Consider the following 17,476-nt stretch of genomic DNA (forward strand, 5'->3'; position numbering starts at 1 on the left):
TTTGAAAATAAAAATTTTCTTACGAAATGGTACATCCAAAAAATATAAAAATCAAAATTAAATTTCAGTAATACTAGTCATTTAAGCCCTTACCACTTAGTATTTGCTGCATATATTTTTCAACCCTTGCAGTTCGAGTTTTTGGTTGTTTAGCATCAGAAAAATAAAAAATGTATGCTCTTTGTCGTCCTGGGGTCAATGCTTCAAATGCAGTCTTCAACTCTGGAACTTCATTGAATTTATTTTGCAATTCTTCAGGTATTATGCATTCTTCATTCTTTTTAAATTCAACTTCCAAACCAGCTTTTTCAACTTCAATAGCCTCATAAATATAGGATTTCAATATGGTTTCCATATCAACTATTTCTTGAACACTTGTGAATCTAATCTGGCGCCCTGCCTGCACATTCTCTGTTTGTTGGATTAGAATACCCTCTGGATCCTTTAACAAGACTCCTTTGATAAATAAAATCGCACAGTATTCTTTAAATCCATGTATCAAAACTATATTTTTACCCTCAAAGGTGTAGCAAGGTTTCCCCCACTTTAATTCCTCGTCTAGCTCACAGTCAAGAATAATCATTCTCAATTTTTCAAATTCTTCCTGCCACTTTTGATCCTTACTTAAAAATTCATCAACCTTAGGATTCATATTAATATTTGTCATTAAGGAACACCTCTCTTAAGTTTCTCTATATGTTGATATTTAAACTTCCTTATTCTTTAATAAATCTCTAATTTCTTGAAGTAATAAAACCTCTTCAGACGGTTTAGCTTCAGCTTTAACGGCTTCAACTTTCTTTTCTCTCTTAAGTTTATTTATTAATTTTACAAATAAGAAAATAGAAAATGAAACAATTAAAAAATCAATAATATTTTGAATAAAGTTTCCATAATTAAGAGTAAGTGCTTTTTCATCTCCTTGAGCTCCCTTAATTACAAATTTTAAATATGTAAAGTTAATTCCACCGGTTAAAGCACCTATTATTGGCATAATAATATCATTTACTAAAGATGTAACTATTTTGCCAAAAGCACCACCAATAACAACACCCACAGCCAAATCCACTACATTTCCCTTTACTGCGAACTCTTTAAACTCTTTAAACATATTATCATCCCTCTCAATAAATTTAAAATACTTCTAAATTGATACTATAGCTGTACCATAACTTACATTTTCAGATTAATTTGGCATAGCTTTTTTTTATTATATCACAATATTTTAATTTTAATTGTAATTTAAATATTCAATAGTATTACTGCTATTAATCAATTTTGATATTGGTAGACTCATTTTCAATACTACGTTTATGATTAAATGAAGTTTGGGTATTAAAATTTATCATCTAAACTATTATTAGTAAGTACCACAATAAGTTCTGACCTGCTCTTTAATTCAAGTTTTTCTAATACCTTGGAAACATAATTCTTTACAGTTCCTTCAGTTACATACAAATCCATTGCAATATCCTTATTGGTTTTTCCCGCTAGAACATGTCTTGCAACTTCCAGTTCTCTTGGGGTAAGTGTACTTATAAGTTTTTCAATTTCTTTATCACCTTTTGGCAGTTCTTTATTTATCTGCATAGAATTTAAAGCATTTATAACTTTTACAGTTACTTTTGGGTTCAATAGCATCTCTCCCTCTAATACACTTTTTATTGCAGCGATTATTTCTTTCGAACCTGAATCCTTAAGAATATAGCTATCTACCCCATTTTTTAACCCCTCAAATATGTATTCATCCTCATTAAAGGTTGTAAGAATTATAATTTTTATGTCAGGGTATTTTTCTTTTATAAGCTTTGTAGCTTCGATGCCATTCATTACAGGCATTCTAATATCCATTAGAACAACCTCTGGCCTTTTAGTTTCAACTAATTTTAATAGTTCTTGTCCATTTGAAGCTTCTCCAATAATTTCAAGTTCTTCATTTAAACTAAGTATCATCTTTAGTCCTTCTCTTACAATCTCTTGATCATCCACTATTATTATCTTTATCATAAATTCTTTCCCCTTACTGGTATCTTCCCATTAATTGCAAATCCATTGATCTTATCAGAGTAAAATTCAACTGTCCCACCTAGGTTAGTTATTCTCTTTTCTATCCCATTTAGTCCATTAGATTTTTTAATATCACCACAGCCTACTCCATTATTTCTAATCTCAAATATAATATTATCTAGAGTCTTAATTAGCTTAATATTAAATACATCAGCATTTCCATGCTTAATTCCATTAGTTATGCCTTCCATTATGGTCTTGTAAAGGCAACTTTTTATCTCTTGCAATTCTTTCTCTATAACATCATCCATTTCAAAGTTAAATTCATATCTTTCATTATGATGAAAATTTTCAAAAAGCTTATTAACTGCCTCTCTAAGACTTATTATAGATGTATCCTCTTTAAGGACACTTACTACTTCTCTAAGCTTAGCAATGCAATCCTTTGATATAGTGTGTGCCTTGCTAATAACTTCTTTTGCTTTTTCCTGTTTCAACTCTACTACATTTTCTGCATAATCCAAATTCATGCCTAATGCTATTAGGGAATGACCAATAGAGTCATGAAGTTCTTGTGCTATCCTTGTTCTTTCCTTTGAAACTGTCAGTTCTTCTATTTTTGCCGAATACTCCTTAAGTTTATAATTTGCACTTATAAGGTCCTTATTTAATTTATCTGTTTTTAATTTTTCTATAAACATACTTCTAACCACAAAAACTACAATAAATGAATTTAAATAATTCATAAAAATCTCTCTAATACTAAGGATGTTTGAAGGAACAGCATTAATTTTATAAGGAATACAAAAAGCTATAAAATTAATGATTAAAAGAAAGACTGGAATTTTCTCGTTAAATATAAGTATATCTATTTGAAGCACAATATTGTACATAAAGGTCCCATCACCTTTGATTTTATACGAAAAATATGCTGCTATAATATTGCTCAAAATATAAGATAAGGAATACCAAATAGCTTTATGATCTTTAAGAATTTTTTCTCTTGCAAGATCATTAAAAGCAACGATTATAAGTAAAACACTTAAGAGCAATACTGCAGATAAATCCTCTTTTAGAGTAACAACCTTATAAAATATTGATAATAAGGCAACAAATCTTATACTTCTTAATACTAACAATCTACCTTTTGCACTTAAAAAATCTATCATACATTTCACCCTTTTATTAAAGCTTATTTTTATGAAAAGTCCCAATTATAGATAAATTTCTTTAACTCTTTGGTTCAAAACAATCTATTTATTGGAATAATTAGAATTATTACTCTACAAATTATATCATCTTAACCTAATTTCCTCTATATGACTAAAGTAATACATAAATCTATGTCAAAAGTACTATTAAAATTGAGTACTTTAGTGAATATGAAAAGGACCTCATTGAAAGTATACTTAAGTCATAAATTACGAGGAGGCGTTAAGATGCTAGAACTAATTAATCTAACAAAGAAATATGACGATTACACTGCTGTTGATAATATAACTTTAAAAGTAGAAGCCGGCGAGATTTTTGGCTTACTTGGACCAAATGGTGCTGGAAAATCCACAACAGTATCAATGATAAGTACTGTTAAATCACCGACTAGTGGAGAAATAAAAGTTGATAATAAATCTCTTAATAAAAACCCAATTGAAGCTAAAAAAATCATGGGAATAGTACCTCAGGATATAGCTTTATATGAAGCCTTAAGCGCAAAGGACAATTTAGAATTTTTCGGAAGTTTATATGGACTTTCTCGTAAGGAATTAAAAAAAAGAACTCTCGAAGTACTAGAGCTAATTGAATTAATGGATAAAAAAGATCAACCAGTAAGCGAGTTTTCAGGTGGTATGAAAAGAAGAGTTAACATTGGTATTGCACTTATGAATAACCCTAAGCTATTAATACTTGATGAACCAACTGTTGGAATCGACCCACAATCAAGAAATCACATACTAGAAACTGTAAAAAAACTTAATGAAGAAAAAGGAATGACAGTAATTTATACCAGCCATTACATGGAAGAGGTTGAATTTCTCTGCAAAAGAGTTGCTATTGTTGACCACGGAAAGCTCATAGCTATGGGAACAAAGGAAGAACTTAAAGAAAAGCTAAAAGCCTGTGATACCTTAACTGTTACTTTCAACGAGGCAACGGAAAAAGCACTTGAAACAATAAAAAATATAGACGGTATTGAAAAAGTTACTATAAAAAATAATCAGATAAGCATGTTGGTTATACCTCAAGAAAGCAATGTTATGAACATTATGGACAGCTTAAGAAATTTAGGAATTAAACTTACAAGCTTTAAATATGATGAAGTTAATTTAGAAAGTATATTCCTTCAAATCACAGGAAAATCCCTAAGGGAGTAAGGGAGGCATTACTATGAACAAGTTATTACATTTACTATTTATAGATTTGAAACTGCTTTCAAAGACAAAAGTATTTTATTTAAAATTAATATTATTTCCCTGTGTTTTAATACTGATACTAGGTTATATGTTTGGTAATTCAAACTCCAAGCTTTCAACCTTTGAAGTTGCATATTACAGTGAAGATGAGGCAGTATCACAAAATTCAATAGCTTTATCTCTTGGCGAAACTCTTAAAAGTGATGTACTAGATTCAAAGGCTTTGAAGGAATTATTTAGTTTAAAGACCGTAACAAGCTATTCTGAGGGTGAAAACCTAATTAAAAACAAAAAGGCAGCAGCCTTCATATATGTTCCAAAGAACTTCACAAAAGCATATTTGGATAATACTAAAACAGATATTATTTTGCTTGCAGATAACACCAAGCAAATAGATAAAGGAATTGTAAAAAATATATTAGATAGATTCAACCAAAATATAGAGACAATTCGAATCGAAGAAAACGAAGTAGAAAAGAACTTGCCTTCAACAAGTAAAATGAGTCCAATGGAACTACAGAATTTAATCAGTAAAATCCAAAGTACTGACAGTTATTCTGATGATATCACTAAAATTTCAACTAACAAAAATACTAAACCGATTGATGTAATGCAGTACGAATCAATTGCTATGGTAGTTATGTTTTCAATTCTAACAGCCTTTGAACTTGCCCATAATATAGTAGACGATAAACTAAAAAATACTCAATTCAGAATAAAATCAACACCAACTCAAGATATTCAGTATGCGCTTGGAAAAATTTTAGGCATAGTTTTAGCAGTTACGGTTCAAATGTCAATTGTAATGTTAATTAGCCACTTTGTATTTAGAGTAACCTTTGGAAATCCACTTCATATATTACTTATTACTGTTGCATATGGCTTTACTATAGGAACTATAGTCTTTTGTGCAGGCATTGCAGCAAAAGATCAAATGTCTATCTCAAGCTTTGCTTCCGTTATCCTTTATGGTTTTAGCTTTTTAGGTGGAAGTTTTATAAGTGCTGATTCTTTACCATCTAACTTTCAATCACTTCAAAAGTTAATACCAAATGGAAAAGCTATAAACTGCTATTTAAAAATTTGCGAAGGGCAAGGTATTTCTGATATCTATCTAGATCTTATTGCACTTATAGGAATTGGAATTATATTTCTTTTAATATCCTTAGTTTTATATAGAGAAAGAAGGAGAATTAATAATGCAAATCTTAATGTTAATAAAAAATCAATTAAAGCTGCTGTTTAATAATAGAATTGCAATTTTTGCAATTTTAGCAGCACCCTTATTACTAACTTATCTGTTTTCATTTTCAGAAAGCAACTCTAAAATAAATTTATATATAGCTGATTCAGATAAAAGTGTTTACTCAAAGCAATTGATAAATATGCTATCAAAACATAACGAAATAAACATAGTTAACCTCTCAGAAAGTGAACTAGAGAAAAAATTAGATAATAACAGCATTTCATTTGGATTTGTGATTAATAAGAACTTTGGAGATAGTTTAACTTCTAGTAAAAGCTTAAATATGAAAACACTTGAAAACTATGAAACCGGAGATGGAGCTTTATTAGAGCAAATCGTATTGAGTGAAGCAAATACATTAAAAAAAGTAACTTTAGATTCTAAGATAATCTCACAAACTCTAAATCTATCTAATGATTCTGTATCAAATGAATTATTTAAAAATGTTAAAAATGATGTAAATATATCTATTACAGATAGAACTCTAAAAGATGATCACGGTAATCATACTTCAACCATTAGTAGACTAATAGGCTTTTTAGTAATGTTCCTTTGGTTTGTTGTAATCCAAGGTTTCAGGACACTAATAGAAGAAAAAAACAACAATACTTTTGAGCGAATACTAGGAACTCCAACTAATTACACTAAATACCTAATATCAAAAATAGCAGCAACTTATATCTTTGGATTAATTGTCATAGTTACTATTCTAATTGCAGGAAAATACCTGTTCAAGGTCAACCTTATAACTAATCTTCCTGTAGAAAGTATTATATTTGGAGCCTACTTATTAGCTTTAACTGGGGTTGTGATGATATTTGTTCCTTTCATAAAAAAGCAACAGAGCTTTACAATACTTGGGGCAATACTAATGGCACTAACTGGAATACTTGGTGGTTGCTTCTTCTCTATAGATGAAATAACCTCCAGTGCTATGCAGCTTATTTCTAAATTTACACCAGAAGCATGGGCAATAAAATCTATTAATGCTGCAATTTTTAATAATACGTCTATTAATACAGAATTCCCTTCAATAATCATACTTACTTTTGTTGGAATTTCAGGTTTAACCATATCCTATCTTTTATTAAATTTAAAAATTAGAGCCGAAAGGGCATAGGGAGGATCCAAAAATGAATACAAATTTAATTATATATATAATCATGTTAATAGTAGGAATTATAATCAATGTTTTTATGGGTAAGTTTGTAAAAATAATCTTTAAAAAGGACGGCACACTTCCAAGAGTTCCACTTAGAATTTTAGGTATTTACCTTATCATTAATTCAATCTCTTATATATTCCATATTTAAAAATTATATATAAAGCCTGTTCAGCTTAAAGCGAACAGGCTAATTCATTTTATTTTTTCATATTTTCAGCATAAAATTTAAGAGCTTTTCCGATAAACTTAGCTGCACCTTTTCCATATTTCTTATCCATGACTTTTTCATATATTGAGCTTGAAAGATATTGCTCTGCAGTATATTCCCAATGATTTTCTCCCATTTCAACTTTTAAAAAATCACTGCTCTTTTTAGTCTCAGTTGCTATTTCTTCAACGATCTGTTGAATTTCTTTTGAAGAAGGATCTTTGCTTAAATCGGCTGTAAGGTTTTTATATAAAATCACTGATTTCGGAAGCTTATCTTCCAAATAAAACTTTAAGGCCTCTCCTATAAATTTAGCTGCTCCACTTCCATACTTTTCATTTATTGATTCTATCCACTCTGGATATACTAAATAGAGTTGTACATTAGAGTACCACACATCATCTCCTATAGCAGTTTTGAATACTTCATAATCCATTTTAGCAGTTGTTGTTATTTCTCCAGCTATTTCTTGAATCTCCTTAGAGGTAGGATCTTTACTTAAATCCTTAGTGATTTTACCAAATAACTCCCTTAGCCTAGGATGTCTACCCTCTAAGCAATCCTTTTTAAATTTATCAACCTGCTCTGAAAGTGTAAACATATCACTATCAAAATTCTTCTTAATAGCTTCAGCAAACTTTTCAATACTTCCATGTTCCTTGATAGCCATTTTAGCTATTTCCTCTTCCTTAGTTTTGATTTTTTCAATTCTCTCATTATATTTTTCTATACTGCCGTACATTTTTATTACTTTATCTTCATGTTCTGTTTTAAAATCTTCCAATACCTTATAATATTCACTCATATCAAATTCTTTAAAACTCATTTCACTTTCTCCTTTTAAGGTTTTATTTATAAGCTCTATTAAGTCATCCAGTCTTTTACGCTTCACTAAAAGCAGCTTTTTTTGATTCTCTAAAGCCTCCATTTTATCAAAGTACGGACTCCCCATTATCTCTTTAACATCCTTTAACGAGATATCAAGTTCTTTAAAAAACAAGATTTGCTGCAACGCTTTAAGGGCTTCATCATCATAAAGCCTATACCCAGCTTCTGTAATTTCACTTGGTTTTAATAATCCTATTTCATCGTAATAATGTAGTGAACGTACACTTATTCCTGTCAGATCTGAAACTTGTTTTACTGTTCTCATTGTACACCTCAAGGTTTAATCTTACCGCTATCAATAATAACAACCATTTTGCAACCTGATTTTCAGTTATAGATTGATGCATGTTTTATTAATAAATTAAGTTTTTATTCTTAGCTCTTCTTAGCATTATGTTGAAGTTGAGCCTATAATTATATAATCCGTACAATTCAATATATTGTCAAATTATATATTATCTTGAACCGGTTTATTTATATATTACACTATGACGTGGTGTTAGGGTCAACACTTATGAAATAAATTATTATAAAATTCAATTATCACACTTAAAAATCCTCTTCTATTTATTTTTACATATATGGATGTACCTTATTAATTTAAAGAAATTTGGAGCTTTATATTTGTACTATTCAGTACAATAACTTAATTGATGTTTTTTGGTTACTTACATTTTTTTACTTTTTGATTGATTGGTGCTATATTGTACTAGTCAGTACAAAAAATATCAAAAGAGGTGGCTTCTATGAAAAAATATATTAAAAAAATTCTAATCTTAGTCCTATCCTTCATGGTATTGGTGCTTACACCTTCAGTTAACACCTTTGCTGCAACTAACCCCAATAAAACTTCTAGTACAAGCTTGTCGTTACCAAAATTAAACAATAACTACCCTATAGTTATGGTTCATGGTTTATTTGGTTGGGGAAACGATGAACTTTTTGGAATAAATTATTGGGGTGGTCAAAACAGTATAAAGGAAATGCTAACCAAAAATGGATATACAATTTTCACGCCTACTATTGGCTCTATATCAAGTAACTGGGATAGAGCCTGTGAATTATATGCATATCTAAAAGGTGGTACAGTAGACTATGGAGAAGAACACTCAAAAAAATACGGGCATTCCCGTTATGGAAGAACTTATCCTGGAGTTTATCCTGAACTAGGAGCTTCAGACGCAAAAGGGTTGAAAAAAATACATTTAATTGGTCACAGCATGGGCGGAGAAACAATTAGAGTATTTGCTCAATTATTAGAAAATGGCGATCCTGATGAAATAAAATATAATACTACTGACATAAGTCCATTATTTAAAGGTGGCAACCACTGGATTGATAGCATTACTACTATTGCCACTCCTCACGATGGAAGTCAAGAAGATGAAAAACAAAATAATCTTGAACCTATCATGCATCAATTCTTTGCTGCTGCCGCAAGCAGAAATGGAGTAATTAATTCTAGTAATCCATGCTTTGATTTTAGAATGGACCAATGGGGATTAAAAAAACTACCGGATGAATCTTACGATAGTTATATTCATAGAGTATTTAGCAGTAATATCTGGAAAGACACTAAAGATTTAAGTATATGGGATTTATCTCAAGAAGGTGCAAAAGAATTAAACAGTTGGGTTAAAGCGCAAAGTGATATTTATTATTTTTCTATTTCTTGTGTTGATACACATAAGGATTTATTAACTCAGCATCAAATTCCTAATCCAAACATGAATCCTTTACTTATAAAAAGTTCTATTTTTATGGGGCAATACACAAATAATACCGAAGGAAAAGTTAAAGTAGATAGTAGTTGGTGGAGAAATGATGGCATTGTTAGTGTTAGATCTGCTATAGCCCCTCATGAAGGCTCTAAAGATCAGGTTGTTAACTACAACCAAAACACCACAATTCAAAGAGGATTGTGGAATTATATGGGCGAAATAAATGATGTAGATCATATTCAAGTAGTATTGCAGGATAATCCTATTTATCAAAAATATCTTCAAAACACCTTCATAAATTTAGCCAAAATTCTAAATGAACTTCCTTTTTAAATAAATAAATCAGCGTATATAAAAAACAAACCTCATTTATAGTTCTGATTAATATACTTACTATAAATGAGGTTTGTTTTAATTGTTATATAAATTTGAATTTATATGTTTCATCATATATGAATAAATTATGAGCTTTCAGTATTTCAATAAAATATATAGATTCATTTCTCAGTGGTTTCATATTATAATCAAACCAAAATCATATAGATTTCTAGAGTAAATTAAAAATCGAAATTATCCGGATCAGGTCCTACCCTAAAATTTTGATTTAAAGAATTTATCTTTTCTACTTCTTCATTAGTTAATTCAAAATCAAATATCTGTGAATTTTCTATTATTCTTCCTTCGTTTGTGGACTTAGGAATAGTGATCACTCCATTTTGTATATCCCAGCGTAATATAATTTGAGCAATAGATTTATTATGCTTATTAGCTATTTCCTTTAATATTTCATTGTCAAATAATTTACCCACCATCAGTGGTGACCATGCTTCAACTTGAATATCATTTTGTTTACAAAATTCTCTAACCTTCTCCTGTGTTAAGCGTGGATGAAATTCTATTTGGTTTATCATTGGCTTAATCTCTGCATCCTTCATTAAATCTTCAAGATGATGAACTTGAAAATTACTTAATCCTATTGCTTTTACACGCCCTTGTTTATATAAGTACTCCAAAGCTCTCCAAGCATCTTTATACTTACCTTCTACAGGCCAATGTATAAGATATAAATCTAAATAATCAAGTCCAAGTTTCTTTAAACTTGTTTCATAAGCCTTTATTGTAGCTTCATATCCCAGATCAGCATTCCAAACTTTAGATGTTATAAATAAATCTTTCCTTGAAATACCTGTAATCTTTATTCCTTCAGCTATACCTTTTCCCATACTTACTTCATTATCATAAATAGCTGCTCCATCTATGCTTCTATAACCATTTTTTATTGCACTTTTTACTGCATCAACTAATTCTTGGCTATCCTCCACTCTAAAAACGCCAAGCCCAAGCCATGGCATTTTTACACTATTATTTAAAGTTACAGTGTTTTTTAAATTATTTATCATTCATATACCTCCATATAATCTATTTTCTAATATGTGCTTATTATATGATTCAACATTACAAGTGACAAGTACGCACTTTTTCGTTAGATTACTTACCTCTACGTAAGATTTAGCATAATATCTACATCTTTAGATAGAATTAATTTCAATTTTATTTATAGTTTATCTTTACTATCTAAATAACGACTTATAGCTGTCAGTAAAACAGCCCCTAAAACCATTATAGCTCCAACCCAAGGTGTATTAGCTAGTCCTAATGAATCAACTACTATACCACCTACAAATGCACCAATAGCTATACCTAAGTTAAAAGCTGCAATATTTATGGCTGAAGCTACATTCACTCCAGAGGGTACATATCTTTCAGACAATTGAACCACATACACCTGAAGACCAGGTACATTCATAAAAGCAAACAACCCCATTATGATAACAGTAATTGTTCCCAAAACCTTTAGCTGAGCAGTGAAGGTTAGAGTAAATAATATTATTGCTTGTATTAAAAACATCCAAAAAAGTGCCTTTAAAGGATTTTTATCGGCAGCTTTACCACCAATAGTGTTACCTATTGCAATAGCTATGCCATATAGTAGTAATATTACACTTACTCCATTTGGTGAATAACCTGTCAATTTCTCTAATATTGGACTTAGAAATGTAAATGTTACAAAAGTTCCTCCGTAACCTAGTGCAGTAATTGAAAATGCAAGAATAAGTCTTTTGTTAGTTATAAGCTTTATTTGATCGCTTATTGAAACTTGCGCTGCTTCTTTTAATTTATTGGGTACTAGAATAGAAGTACATATTAAAGCTATAACCCCAAGAATCGCTACTCCTAGGAAAGTAGCTCTCCAACCAAATAGCTGACCAATATAAGTTCCAAGTGGTACTCCTGTTATTGTTGCAACAGTCAGACCTGTAAACATAATAGCTATTGCACTTGCTCGCTTATCCTCCGGTACTAAATCTGCTGCTATTGTTGATCCTATAGAAAAAAATACTCCGTGAGAAAAAGCTGTAAGGATACGAGAAATGAGTAATAAACCAAAGCTTGGAGATAGTGCAGCAATTGTATTTCCAGCTATAAATACAACCATTAATGAAATAAGTAAGGTTTTCCTTGACATTTTACTGGTTGCTGCGGTAATAATAGGAGCCCCAAAGGCTACCCCTAAAGCATATCCAGATACAAGAAGTCCTGCTAGAGTAATTGTTATTTTTAAATCTTTTGCTACTGTTGATAAAAGCCCTACTATAACAAATTCCGTAGTTCCTATTCCAAAAGCACTTATAGCTAAAGCTAATAATGCAAGTTTTCCATGATTAATACATTCGTTTTTATTTGAATCTTTGTTTAATGATAATTTTTCTTCCAATGTTGGTCCTCCTATAATAAGTAGTTTTTATATTTTTAAACGGCTTCTTTAAATGGGCCCATTTTAAAGAAAGCATTTTAAATTTTTATAGGACTTATTATGATACAAAATCTTAATATAAAAAAGTACGCACTTTAAAGTTAATTACTTACCTAGAGGTTGTAAAAGTGCAATTCAAAGGGTTTTTCAATAAAAAATAAAAGGAATGATTTTTATCATTCCTCTATCTATGTTCTTCTGAATCCTTTTCATATTCCCTATAATGTTTTATTGACCAATCTTCAATCAGTTTTAATGCTGGATATAATTCTCTGCCTTTTTCTGTAAGACAGTATTCAACTCTTGGTGGAACCTCTGGATAAATCTTTTTATGAATAATTCCTTCTTCCTCTAATTCTCTAAGCTGTTCATTTAACACCTTTTGGCTTACTCCACAAATTATTCTTTGCAATTCCATAAACCTCTTTGGGCCATCACCAAGATGGCATATTATTACAGACTTCCACTTACCTCTAATTACTTCAAAACCTAAATCTAATAGGCATACGTACTGTTTTCCCCTATAATCAATCATAACCTTTCACCTCTATAGTATTATTATCGAATTAAATTTCAAATATGTTTACAGCATTTCTAAGGTCTTGCTTGAGCTCACATATTTATCACCCCAATAAAGTTACATGTAACTTTTCAATATCTAAGTATGCTATTGATTATAATATTTTTTATACAGTTCTAACTGAATCTCTCTTCTCATCGCCCAAACATTGCATTCTTGATTAGATAATAGCACAAGACTTATATCCTTTTCTGGATAGTAAGAAAACATAGCAGATACACCATAATTGCAACCATCTTTATATATGCAAAATGGTTCTTTTTCATCATTTATCATAAAAAACTCAAAGGCATATCCATTTCTTTTATATAATCCTGGTATTTGATTATTTTCTTTTGACTCATAAAAATTACAGTGTGGATGCATTAATATATCAAAGTATTGTTCATTAAGAAGTGTACCATTTTGAATACCTATTAAAAACCTATTTAAATCATCTGCAGTAGTATATGCCCCACTATCAGCTGTCCCTGTTGGAGGATATGAATAGATATTCTTTTTATATCCAATAATACTACCATCTGTATCTGTAATATTTGTATATCCCTCTGCAGTATTCTCATTTATACCATCCATAGAGTAGAATCCTGTCCCAGTCATACCTGCCTTTTCAAATATGTTTTTAGTTACATAATCTTGATATTTCATTCCTGTTATTTTTTCAATTGCAAGACCAAGGAGTACAAAAGAGCAATTACAATATCTAACATTAGTACCTGCTTTAAAATTGGGATCCTTATAGGCAAAATTTTTCAAGAAATCTTTACATTCACGTATTGCATAATTAGGACTATGGATAAATAATGCTGCATAGTCTTCCCCTGCTTCCTCATCAGCATCATCTGCAATACCTGATGTATGATTTAATAATTGTTCTATTGTAACATCGTCAGGAATCTTTGTCCCCTTCAAATCAATTATATTTACTATTTTATCATCTAAACTCAATTTTCCTCGTTCAACAAGCTGCAGGACTGCTACTGCTGTAAAAACTTTAGTCACCGATGCTGTATCAAAGCTTGTATCAACTTCATTCTTTATTTTAAATGCTCTGTTTGCATAACCATATGCCTTTTCAAATACTGTTTCTCCTTTAATTTTAATCATGCACACTCCACTGAAATTTAGTTCTGTGGCATAGTGATTACATATTTTTTCTACAAAATTTCTCATGTTATATCCTCCAAGTTAATGCAGAGTACTTCTACTGCTCCGCAATTTTCATTAATCTATCTATAAAAGCATAGATTAATACTATCTAATCTATTGTTTATTATACCTTTTATTGGTTAATATTATATATAACATTTCATCTACCTTACTGATTTAGATATATTATTTTTGCTTACAAAAATAGCCCTAACCAATTAATATCAACGGCTAAGGCTATAAACTTCAGTTATTTGTACCATATTTTGTTTAAAAACATACTCTTCACTATTTTAATTCAACTGTAATAATCTTATCTTCAAGAATATATTTTGTTCTACCATCTCTATCAACAGAAGTAGTATTAGTTGCTATCTTATTAAATGTATATGGAATAATTCTTAGTTTATTTACATCCTTAAACTCTTCAGTTCTATAGTAAAATGCACCTTTCCCTATTTGCTCTTTCATCGGAAGTGATTTATTGTTTTCTTCAACTATATCATAATAATAATCTACATCTTTAGTTATCGCCCATCCACTAAAACCTTTTGAAGTACCTGAAATAAGTACTCTATCAGGAGTAACTGTGACCTCACTTATGGAAAGTTTACTTTCACCTATTATTATATCTTTATTTACTTTGATAACTTTGGAGGCATTTTTATAACTGGTTCCATCATAATCAAAACTATAAGTGAACTCAGAATCACTAACCCCACATTCTTTTGCTAAAGCAGCAAATACTAACTTTACATGTTCTTTATTTCTTAGTTGAAGGTCTTTTCCCTCAATCTCAAGAATTGCATTACTTTCATCCGTTTTCCCTTCAACCTGTGTTACCCCAGCTCCAATATAATCTGAACTTCTTTCTACTTTTTTCCCATCAATATATACATCAGGTACTAGCTTAACCCTATTATCAAATGTTTCATTTACTCCCCTAGTAATATTAAAATTAACAATGACTCTCGAACTATCAGTAAAAAACTCATTTAAAGTAAGCTTAGTGTTCTTTCCCTGCAAGGTTTTCCCAACTTCCATCGAATACTTTTCATACTTATTATTTAGACCTACCCAAGTATTGATATTAAGTTTAAAGCTCGTTGCAGCTGCAAAAACCTTATCCCCATGTACCCCTAGGTTAACTACCAAAAATACAGCTACTGCAGCTGCCAATACCTTGTTTTTACTCCAAAATCCTCTTTTACCTTTAGAGTTCATAAATTTTTTCATCATTTTTTTCTTTTCAAGTTCACTCACTTCTTCTATCATATATTGTGACAAATCTATATCTACATTATTAAGCAAACTATACTCATTCTTCATAGATTATTCCTCCTCATGATCTGGAAAATAAACTTCTTAGTTTGGTCTTTCCTCTTGAAATTCTATTGTATACTACAGATGGTTTTATATTAAATTCCTCACTAATTTCCTTTATGGATTCTTCTTTTACAAAAAGTTTGATAAAAAGTTGTTTGTCCAATGGGCTAAGGCTTTTAAGAATCTCCTCAACTTCATGCTCTAGTTCGTCCTTCAAAGCCTCTTTTTCAATGTTAAAATCACTTTCTAATTCCATCTGAGCTATGTCCATATACTCAAGTGCTTTTAAGTATTTTCTTTTATAATCAATAGCCTTATACTTAGTTATTGCAGCAATCCAATTTTTTAATATATTCATCTCTTTATTAAAGCTAGCTATATTGTTCCATATTCCAAGATATACATCATTGATGCACTCCTCATGATATTGAGAAAGATTATATAAATGCTTTTTTACTATAGCTTTTATTAATGGTGAGTATTCATTAATAAGTAGCTCCATACCTTTTTCATTTCTATTTTTTATTAATGAGCAAATTTCTTCATCCATAGTAGAATTCTCCTTTCTGAAGGGCCCTTACACTTACTATTTCGAATATAGTAAATCGAATTCTATCAAAAAATAATATTTTTTTATAATTACATTTTATAATAAAAGCTAATCTCCGCAGATTCTTTTATGGATAGCTTTTCCTTATTTAAAGAAGCACATAAAAACATAGACTCAATACTTATAGAACTTACGCATTCCATGTCTATAATAATTACAGAATCACTAAATATTAAAGGCTACTAGCGAGCTACCAGTAGCCAAAATAGATAACTTTGTATTAATTTTCTGTAATACCATCTGATTCAATCAATATACTGAATAACTTAAACATGATAAAACCTACTACAGCTCCATATATATTTAAGATTATATCATCTACATCAGTAATCTTATAAGTAAATCCTAAGATAGCTGATATTAAAAATTGCATACCTTCAATTCCAACTGAGAATATAAAGCCTATAAGCAATGTATACCCAAACTTTCTAAATTTCTTAAATAGTAAAGATGTAAAGAAACCTAGCGGTCTAAGCAATATAATATTTCCTAGTATATTTCGTAAAATTATGTCTTTATTCCCAAGGTGCATCATTTGAGATATACTTTTTAATAGAACGAATTTATTATGCAGATATTGCTGTACTCTCATATCATGTATTAAATTACTCTGAAATGGCAGTGGAAAAAAAGCCACAAATCTTCTAATACGATCTATGGCACTTTGATTTCTAATTGTTATTTTTCACCCTTAGACCTCTTAGCACGCAATCCTCTTGGCTTCCATTCAGTACCGTCCTCATTAGCAATCTTAAATAGATCATTTGGAGGCTCTGCAAAGACTTTAGATGGTTTCTACTAACTCGATACGCTGAATAGAATGGCTCACGTGCTTAGTGAATGACCATCTAGTCATTTTCACTTCTTTAGCAAAAGCTGTCTAGTTAGTAATTCCTTGTTCTTCTAAGAGTTCTGCTAGTTTAAATTCTACCATTACAATACTTCCTTTCAAAACCTCGCCGTATTGGCACGATATTGTGTCATTTATTGCCATTCTGACCTGGTACTCCAAGCATGTCAATAAAAAAACATGCCAGATACCGTGGCGCTTATTTACCTAACCTATAGTATCAGATATTATTTTTGTTTTATGCATGTCAAAAAATAAAAGCGCAAGCAAACAGAGCCGCTCACGCCTTTAGGTGCTAGATTAAATTATTGAGGATTAATTGGATTAGGCCAATCACAAACCTGATAAGTACCGCCTAGATTTCCGATGCTTGTCTTATTCCCAAGCACTGGAACAGCAACCACAGCTAGAAGCAAAACACTGATTATTATTTTTGACACTCTCTTTTTCAATCCCATTCACCCCTTTTTATGTCTATGTTACTATTATATTACAAAAGT

General features: G+C 30.4%; 18 protein-coding genes. 5 read left to right on the top strand and 13 right to left on the bottom strand.

Annotation, left to right across the window (positions count from 1 at the left end):
* Positions 1-73: 73 nt before the first annotated feature.
* The 4 genes from J3477_RS17980 to J3477_RS17995 all read right to left on the bottom strand — a co-directional run bounded on the left by J3477_RS17980 (position 74) and on the right by J3477_RS17995 (position 3,176).
* A complete protein-coding gene (locus J3477_RS17980) occupies positions 74-667 on the bottom strand; it encodes a YdeI/OmpD-associated family protein (protein ID WP_206871323.1) in 594 nt (197 codons plus the stop codon).
* 39 nt (positions 668-706) lie between these two features.
* A complete protein-coding gene (mscL, locus tag J3477_RS17985; RefSeq protein WP_206871324.1) occupies positions 707-1,111 on the bottom strand; it encodes a large-conductance mechanosensitive channel protein MscL in 405 nt (134 codons plus the stop codon).
* Positions 1,112-1,335: 224 nt separating this feature from the next.
* Positions 1,336-2,007, bottom strand: a complete 672-nt coding sequence (locus J3477_RS17990; protein ID WP_206871325.1) for a response regulator transcription factor — start codon at positions 2,005-2,007, stop codon at positions 1,336-1,338.
* Positions 2,004-3,176 carry a sensor histidine kinase gene (locus J3477_RS17995; RefSeq protein WP_206871326.1) on the bottom strand — a complete coding sequence of 391 codons (1,173 nt, stop codon included), beginning with the start codon at positions 3,174-3,176 and terminating at the stop codon, positions 2,004-2,006. The genes J3477_RS17990 and J3477_RS17995 overlap by 4 nt, the downstream gene beginning before the upstream one ends.
* 270 nt (positions 3,177-3,446) lie before the next feature.
* On the opposite strand from J3477_RS17995, the gene J3477_RS18000 reads away from it, so the two are divergent.
* From J3477_RS18000 to J3477_RS18015, 4 genes are read left to right on the top strand one after another with little or no spacing between them, the layout of a single operon-like run.
* Positions 3,447-4,379, top strand: coding sequence for an ABC transporter ATP-binding protein (locus J3477_RS18000; RefSeq protein WP_206871327.1), 933 nt, complete (start codon positions 3,447-3,449; stop codon positions 4,377-4,379).
* Positions 4,380-4,392: 13 nt separating this feature from the next.
* Positions 4,393-5,664, top strand: coding sequence for an ABC transporter permease (locus J3477_RS18005; RefSeq protein WP_206871328.1), 1,272 nt, complete (start codon positions 4,393-4,395; stop codon positions 5,662-5,664).
* Positions 5,618-6,784, top strand: a complete 1,167-nt coding sequence (locus J3477_RS18010) for an ABC transporter permease (RefSeq protein WP_206871329.1) — start codon at positions 5,618-5,620, stop codon at positions 6,782-6,784. The genes J3477_RS18005 and J3477_RS18010 overlap by 47 nt, the downstream gene beginning before the upstream one ends.
* A gap of 13 nt (positions 6,785-6,797) precedes the next feature.
* Positions 6,798-6,977 (top strand): hypothetical protein, encoded by a 180-nt coding sequence (locus J3477_RS18015; RefSeq protein ID WP_206871330.1) that lies wholly within the window; start codon positions 6,798-6,800, stop codon positions 6,975-6,977.
* Between the two features lie 49 nt (positions 6,978-7,026).
* Here J3477_RS18015 and J3477_RS18020 read toward each other — a convergent pair whose 3' ends face one another.
* The gene (locus J3477_RS18020; RefSeq protein ID WP_206871331.1) at positions 7,027-8,190 is read right to left on the bottom strand and encodes a MerR family transcriptional regulator; all 1,164 of its coding nucleotides are present in this window, start codon (positions 8,188-8,190) and stop codon (positions 7,027-7,029) included.
* Between the two features lie 481 nt (positions 8,191-8,671).
* Here J3477_RS18020 and J3477_RS18025 point away from each other — a divergent pair, with 481 nt between their 5' ends.
* Positions 8,672-9,979 (top strand): esterase/lipase family protein, encoded by a 1,308-nt coding sequence (locus tag J3477_RS18025; protein ID WP_206871332.1) that lies wholly within the window; start codon positions 8,672-8,674, stop codon positions 9,977-9,979.
* 224 nt (positions 9,980-10,203) lie between these two features.
* Here J3477_RS18025 and J3477_RS18030 read toward each other — a convergent pair whose 3' ends face one another.
* The 8 genes from J3477_RS18030 to J3477_RS18065 all read right to left on the bottom strand — a co-directional run bounded on the left by J3477_RS18030 (position 10,204) and on the right by J3477_RS18065 (position 17,428).
* The gene (locus J3477_RS18030; RefSeq protein WP_206871333.1) at positions 10,204-11,046 is read right to left on the bottom strand and encodes an aldo/keto reductase; all 843 of its coding nucleotides are present in this window, start codon (positions 11,044-11,046) and stop codon (positions 10,204-10,206) included.
* Positions 11,047-11,201: 155 nt separating this feature from the next.
* Complete coding sequence (locus J3477_RS18035; protein WP_443092729.1) at positions 11,202-12,422, bottom strand: MFS transporter; 1,221 nt, start codon at positions 12,420-12,422, stop codon at positions 11,202-11,204.
* 223 nt (positions 12,423-12,645) lie between these two features.
* Positions 12,646-12,996, bottom strand: coding sequence for a winged helix-turn-helix transcriptional regulator (locus J3477_RS18040; protein WP_206871334.1), 351 nt, complete (start codon positions 12,994-12,996; stop codon positions 12,646-12,648).
* A gap of 132 nt (positions 12,997-13,128) precedes the next feature.
* A complete protein-coding gene (locus tag J3477_RS18045) occupies positions 13,129-14,214 on the bottom strand; it encodes a serine hydrolase domain-containing protein (protein WP_206871335.1) in 1,086 nt (361 codons plus the stop codon).
* A gap of 264 nt (positions 14,215-14,478) precedes the next feature.
* Positions 14,479-15,519, bottom strand: coding sequence for a DUF4179 domain-containing protein (locus J3477_RS18050; protein ID WP_206871336.1), 1,041 nt, complete (start codon positions 15,517-15,519; stop codon positions 14,479-14,481).
* Between the two features lie 13 nt (positions 15,520-15,532).
* Complete coding sequence (locus J3477_RS18055) at positions 15,533-16,066, bottom strand: sigma-70 family RNA polymerase sigma factor (protein ID WP_206871337.1); 534 nt, start codon at positions 16,064-16,066, stop codon at positions 15,533-15,535.
* A gap of 280 nt (positions 16,067-16,346) precedes the next feature.
* Entirely contained in the window at positions 16,347-16,763 is a 417-nt protein-coding gene (locus J3477_RS18060; RefSeq protein WP_206871338.1) for a VanZ family protein, read from the bottom strand.
* Positions 16,764-17,281: 518 nt separating this feature from the next.
* A complete protein-coding gene (locus J3477_RS18065) occupies positions 17,282-17,428 on the bottom strand; it encodes a hypothetical protein (RefSeq protein WP_206871339.1) in 147 nt (48 codons plus the stop codon).
* Between the last annotated feature and the right edge of the window lie 48 nt (positions 17,429-17,476).

The organism is Clostridium zeae, from assembly GCF_017312485.1.
In the GTDB taxonomy this organism is placed as follows: domain Bacteria; phylum Bacillota; class Clostridia; order Clostridiales; family Clostridiaceae; genus Clostridium_AR; species Clostridium_AR zeae.

Bases quoted from the DNA above. Each gene is read 5' to 3' on its own strand.
- mscL (WP_206871324.1), bottom strand. From the start codon at position 1,111: ATGTTTAAAGAGTTTAAAGAGTTCGCAGTAAAGGGAAATGTAGTGGAT.
- J3477_RS18040 (WP_206871334.1), bottom strand. From the start codon at position 12,996: ATGATTGATTATAGGGGAAAACAGTACGTATGCCTATTAGATTTAGGT.
- J3477_RS17980 (WP_206871323.1), bottom strand. From the start codon at position 667: ATGACAAATATTAATATGAATCCTAAGGTTGATGAATTTTTAAGTAAG.
- J3477_RS18020 (WP_206871331.1), bottom strand. From the start codon at position 8,190: ATGAGAACAGTAAAACAAGTTTCAGATCTGACAGGAATAAGTGTACGT.
- J3477_RS18000 (WP_206871327.1), top strand. From the start codon at position 3,447: ATGCTAGAACTAATTAATCTAACAAAGAAATATGACGATTACACTGCT.
- J3477_RS18005 (WP_206871328.1), top strand. From the start codon at position 4,393: ATGAACAAGTTATTACATTTACTATTTATAGATTTGAAACTGCTTTCA.
- J3477_RS18050 (WP_206871336.1), bottom strand. From the start codon at position 15,519: ATGAAGAATGAGTATAGTTTGCTTAATAATGTAGATATAGATTTGTCA.
- J3477_RS17990 (WP_206871325.1), bottom strand. From the start codon at position 2,007: ATGATAAAGATAATAATAGTGGATGATCAAGAGATTGTAAGAGAAGGA.
- J3477_RS18055 (WP_206871337.1), bottom strand. From the start codon at position 16,066: ATGGATGAAGAAATTTGCTCATTAATAAAAAATAGAAATGAAAAAGGT.
- J3477_RS18030 (WP_206871333.1), bottom strand. From the start codon at position 11,046: ATGATAAATAATTTAAAAAACACTGTAACTTTAAATAATAGTGTAAAA.
- J3477_RS17995 (WP_206871326.1), bottom strand. From the start codon at position 3,176: ATGATAGATTTTTTAAGTGCAAAAGGTAGATTGTTAGTATTAAGAAGT.
- J3477_RS18010 (WP_206871329.1), top strand. From the start codon at position 5,618: ATGCAAATCTTAATGTTAATAAAAAATCAATTAAAGCTGCTGTTTAAT.
- J3477_RS18015 (WP_206871330.1), top strand. From the start codon at position 6,798: ATGAATACAAATTTAATTATATATATAATCATGTTAATAGTAGGAATT.
- J3477_RS18045 (WP_206871335.1), bottom strand. From the start codon at position 14,214: ATGAGAAATTTTGTAGAAAAAATATGTAATCACTATGCCACAGAACTA.
- J3477_RS18025 (WP_206871332.1), top strand. From the start codon at position 8,672: ATGAAAAAATATATTAAAAAAATTCTAATCTTAGTCCTATCCTTCATG.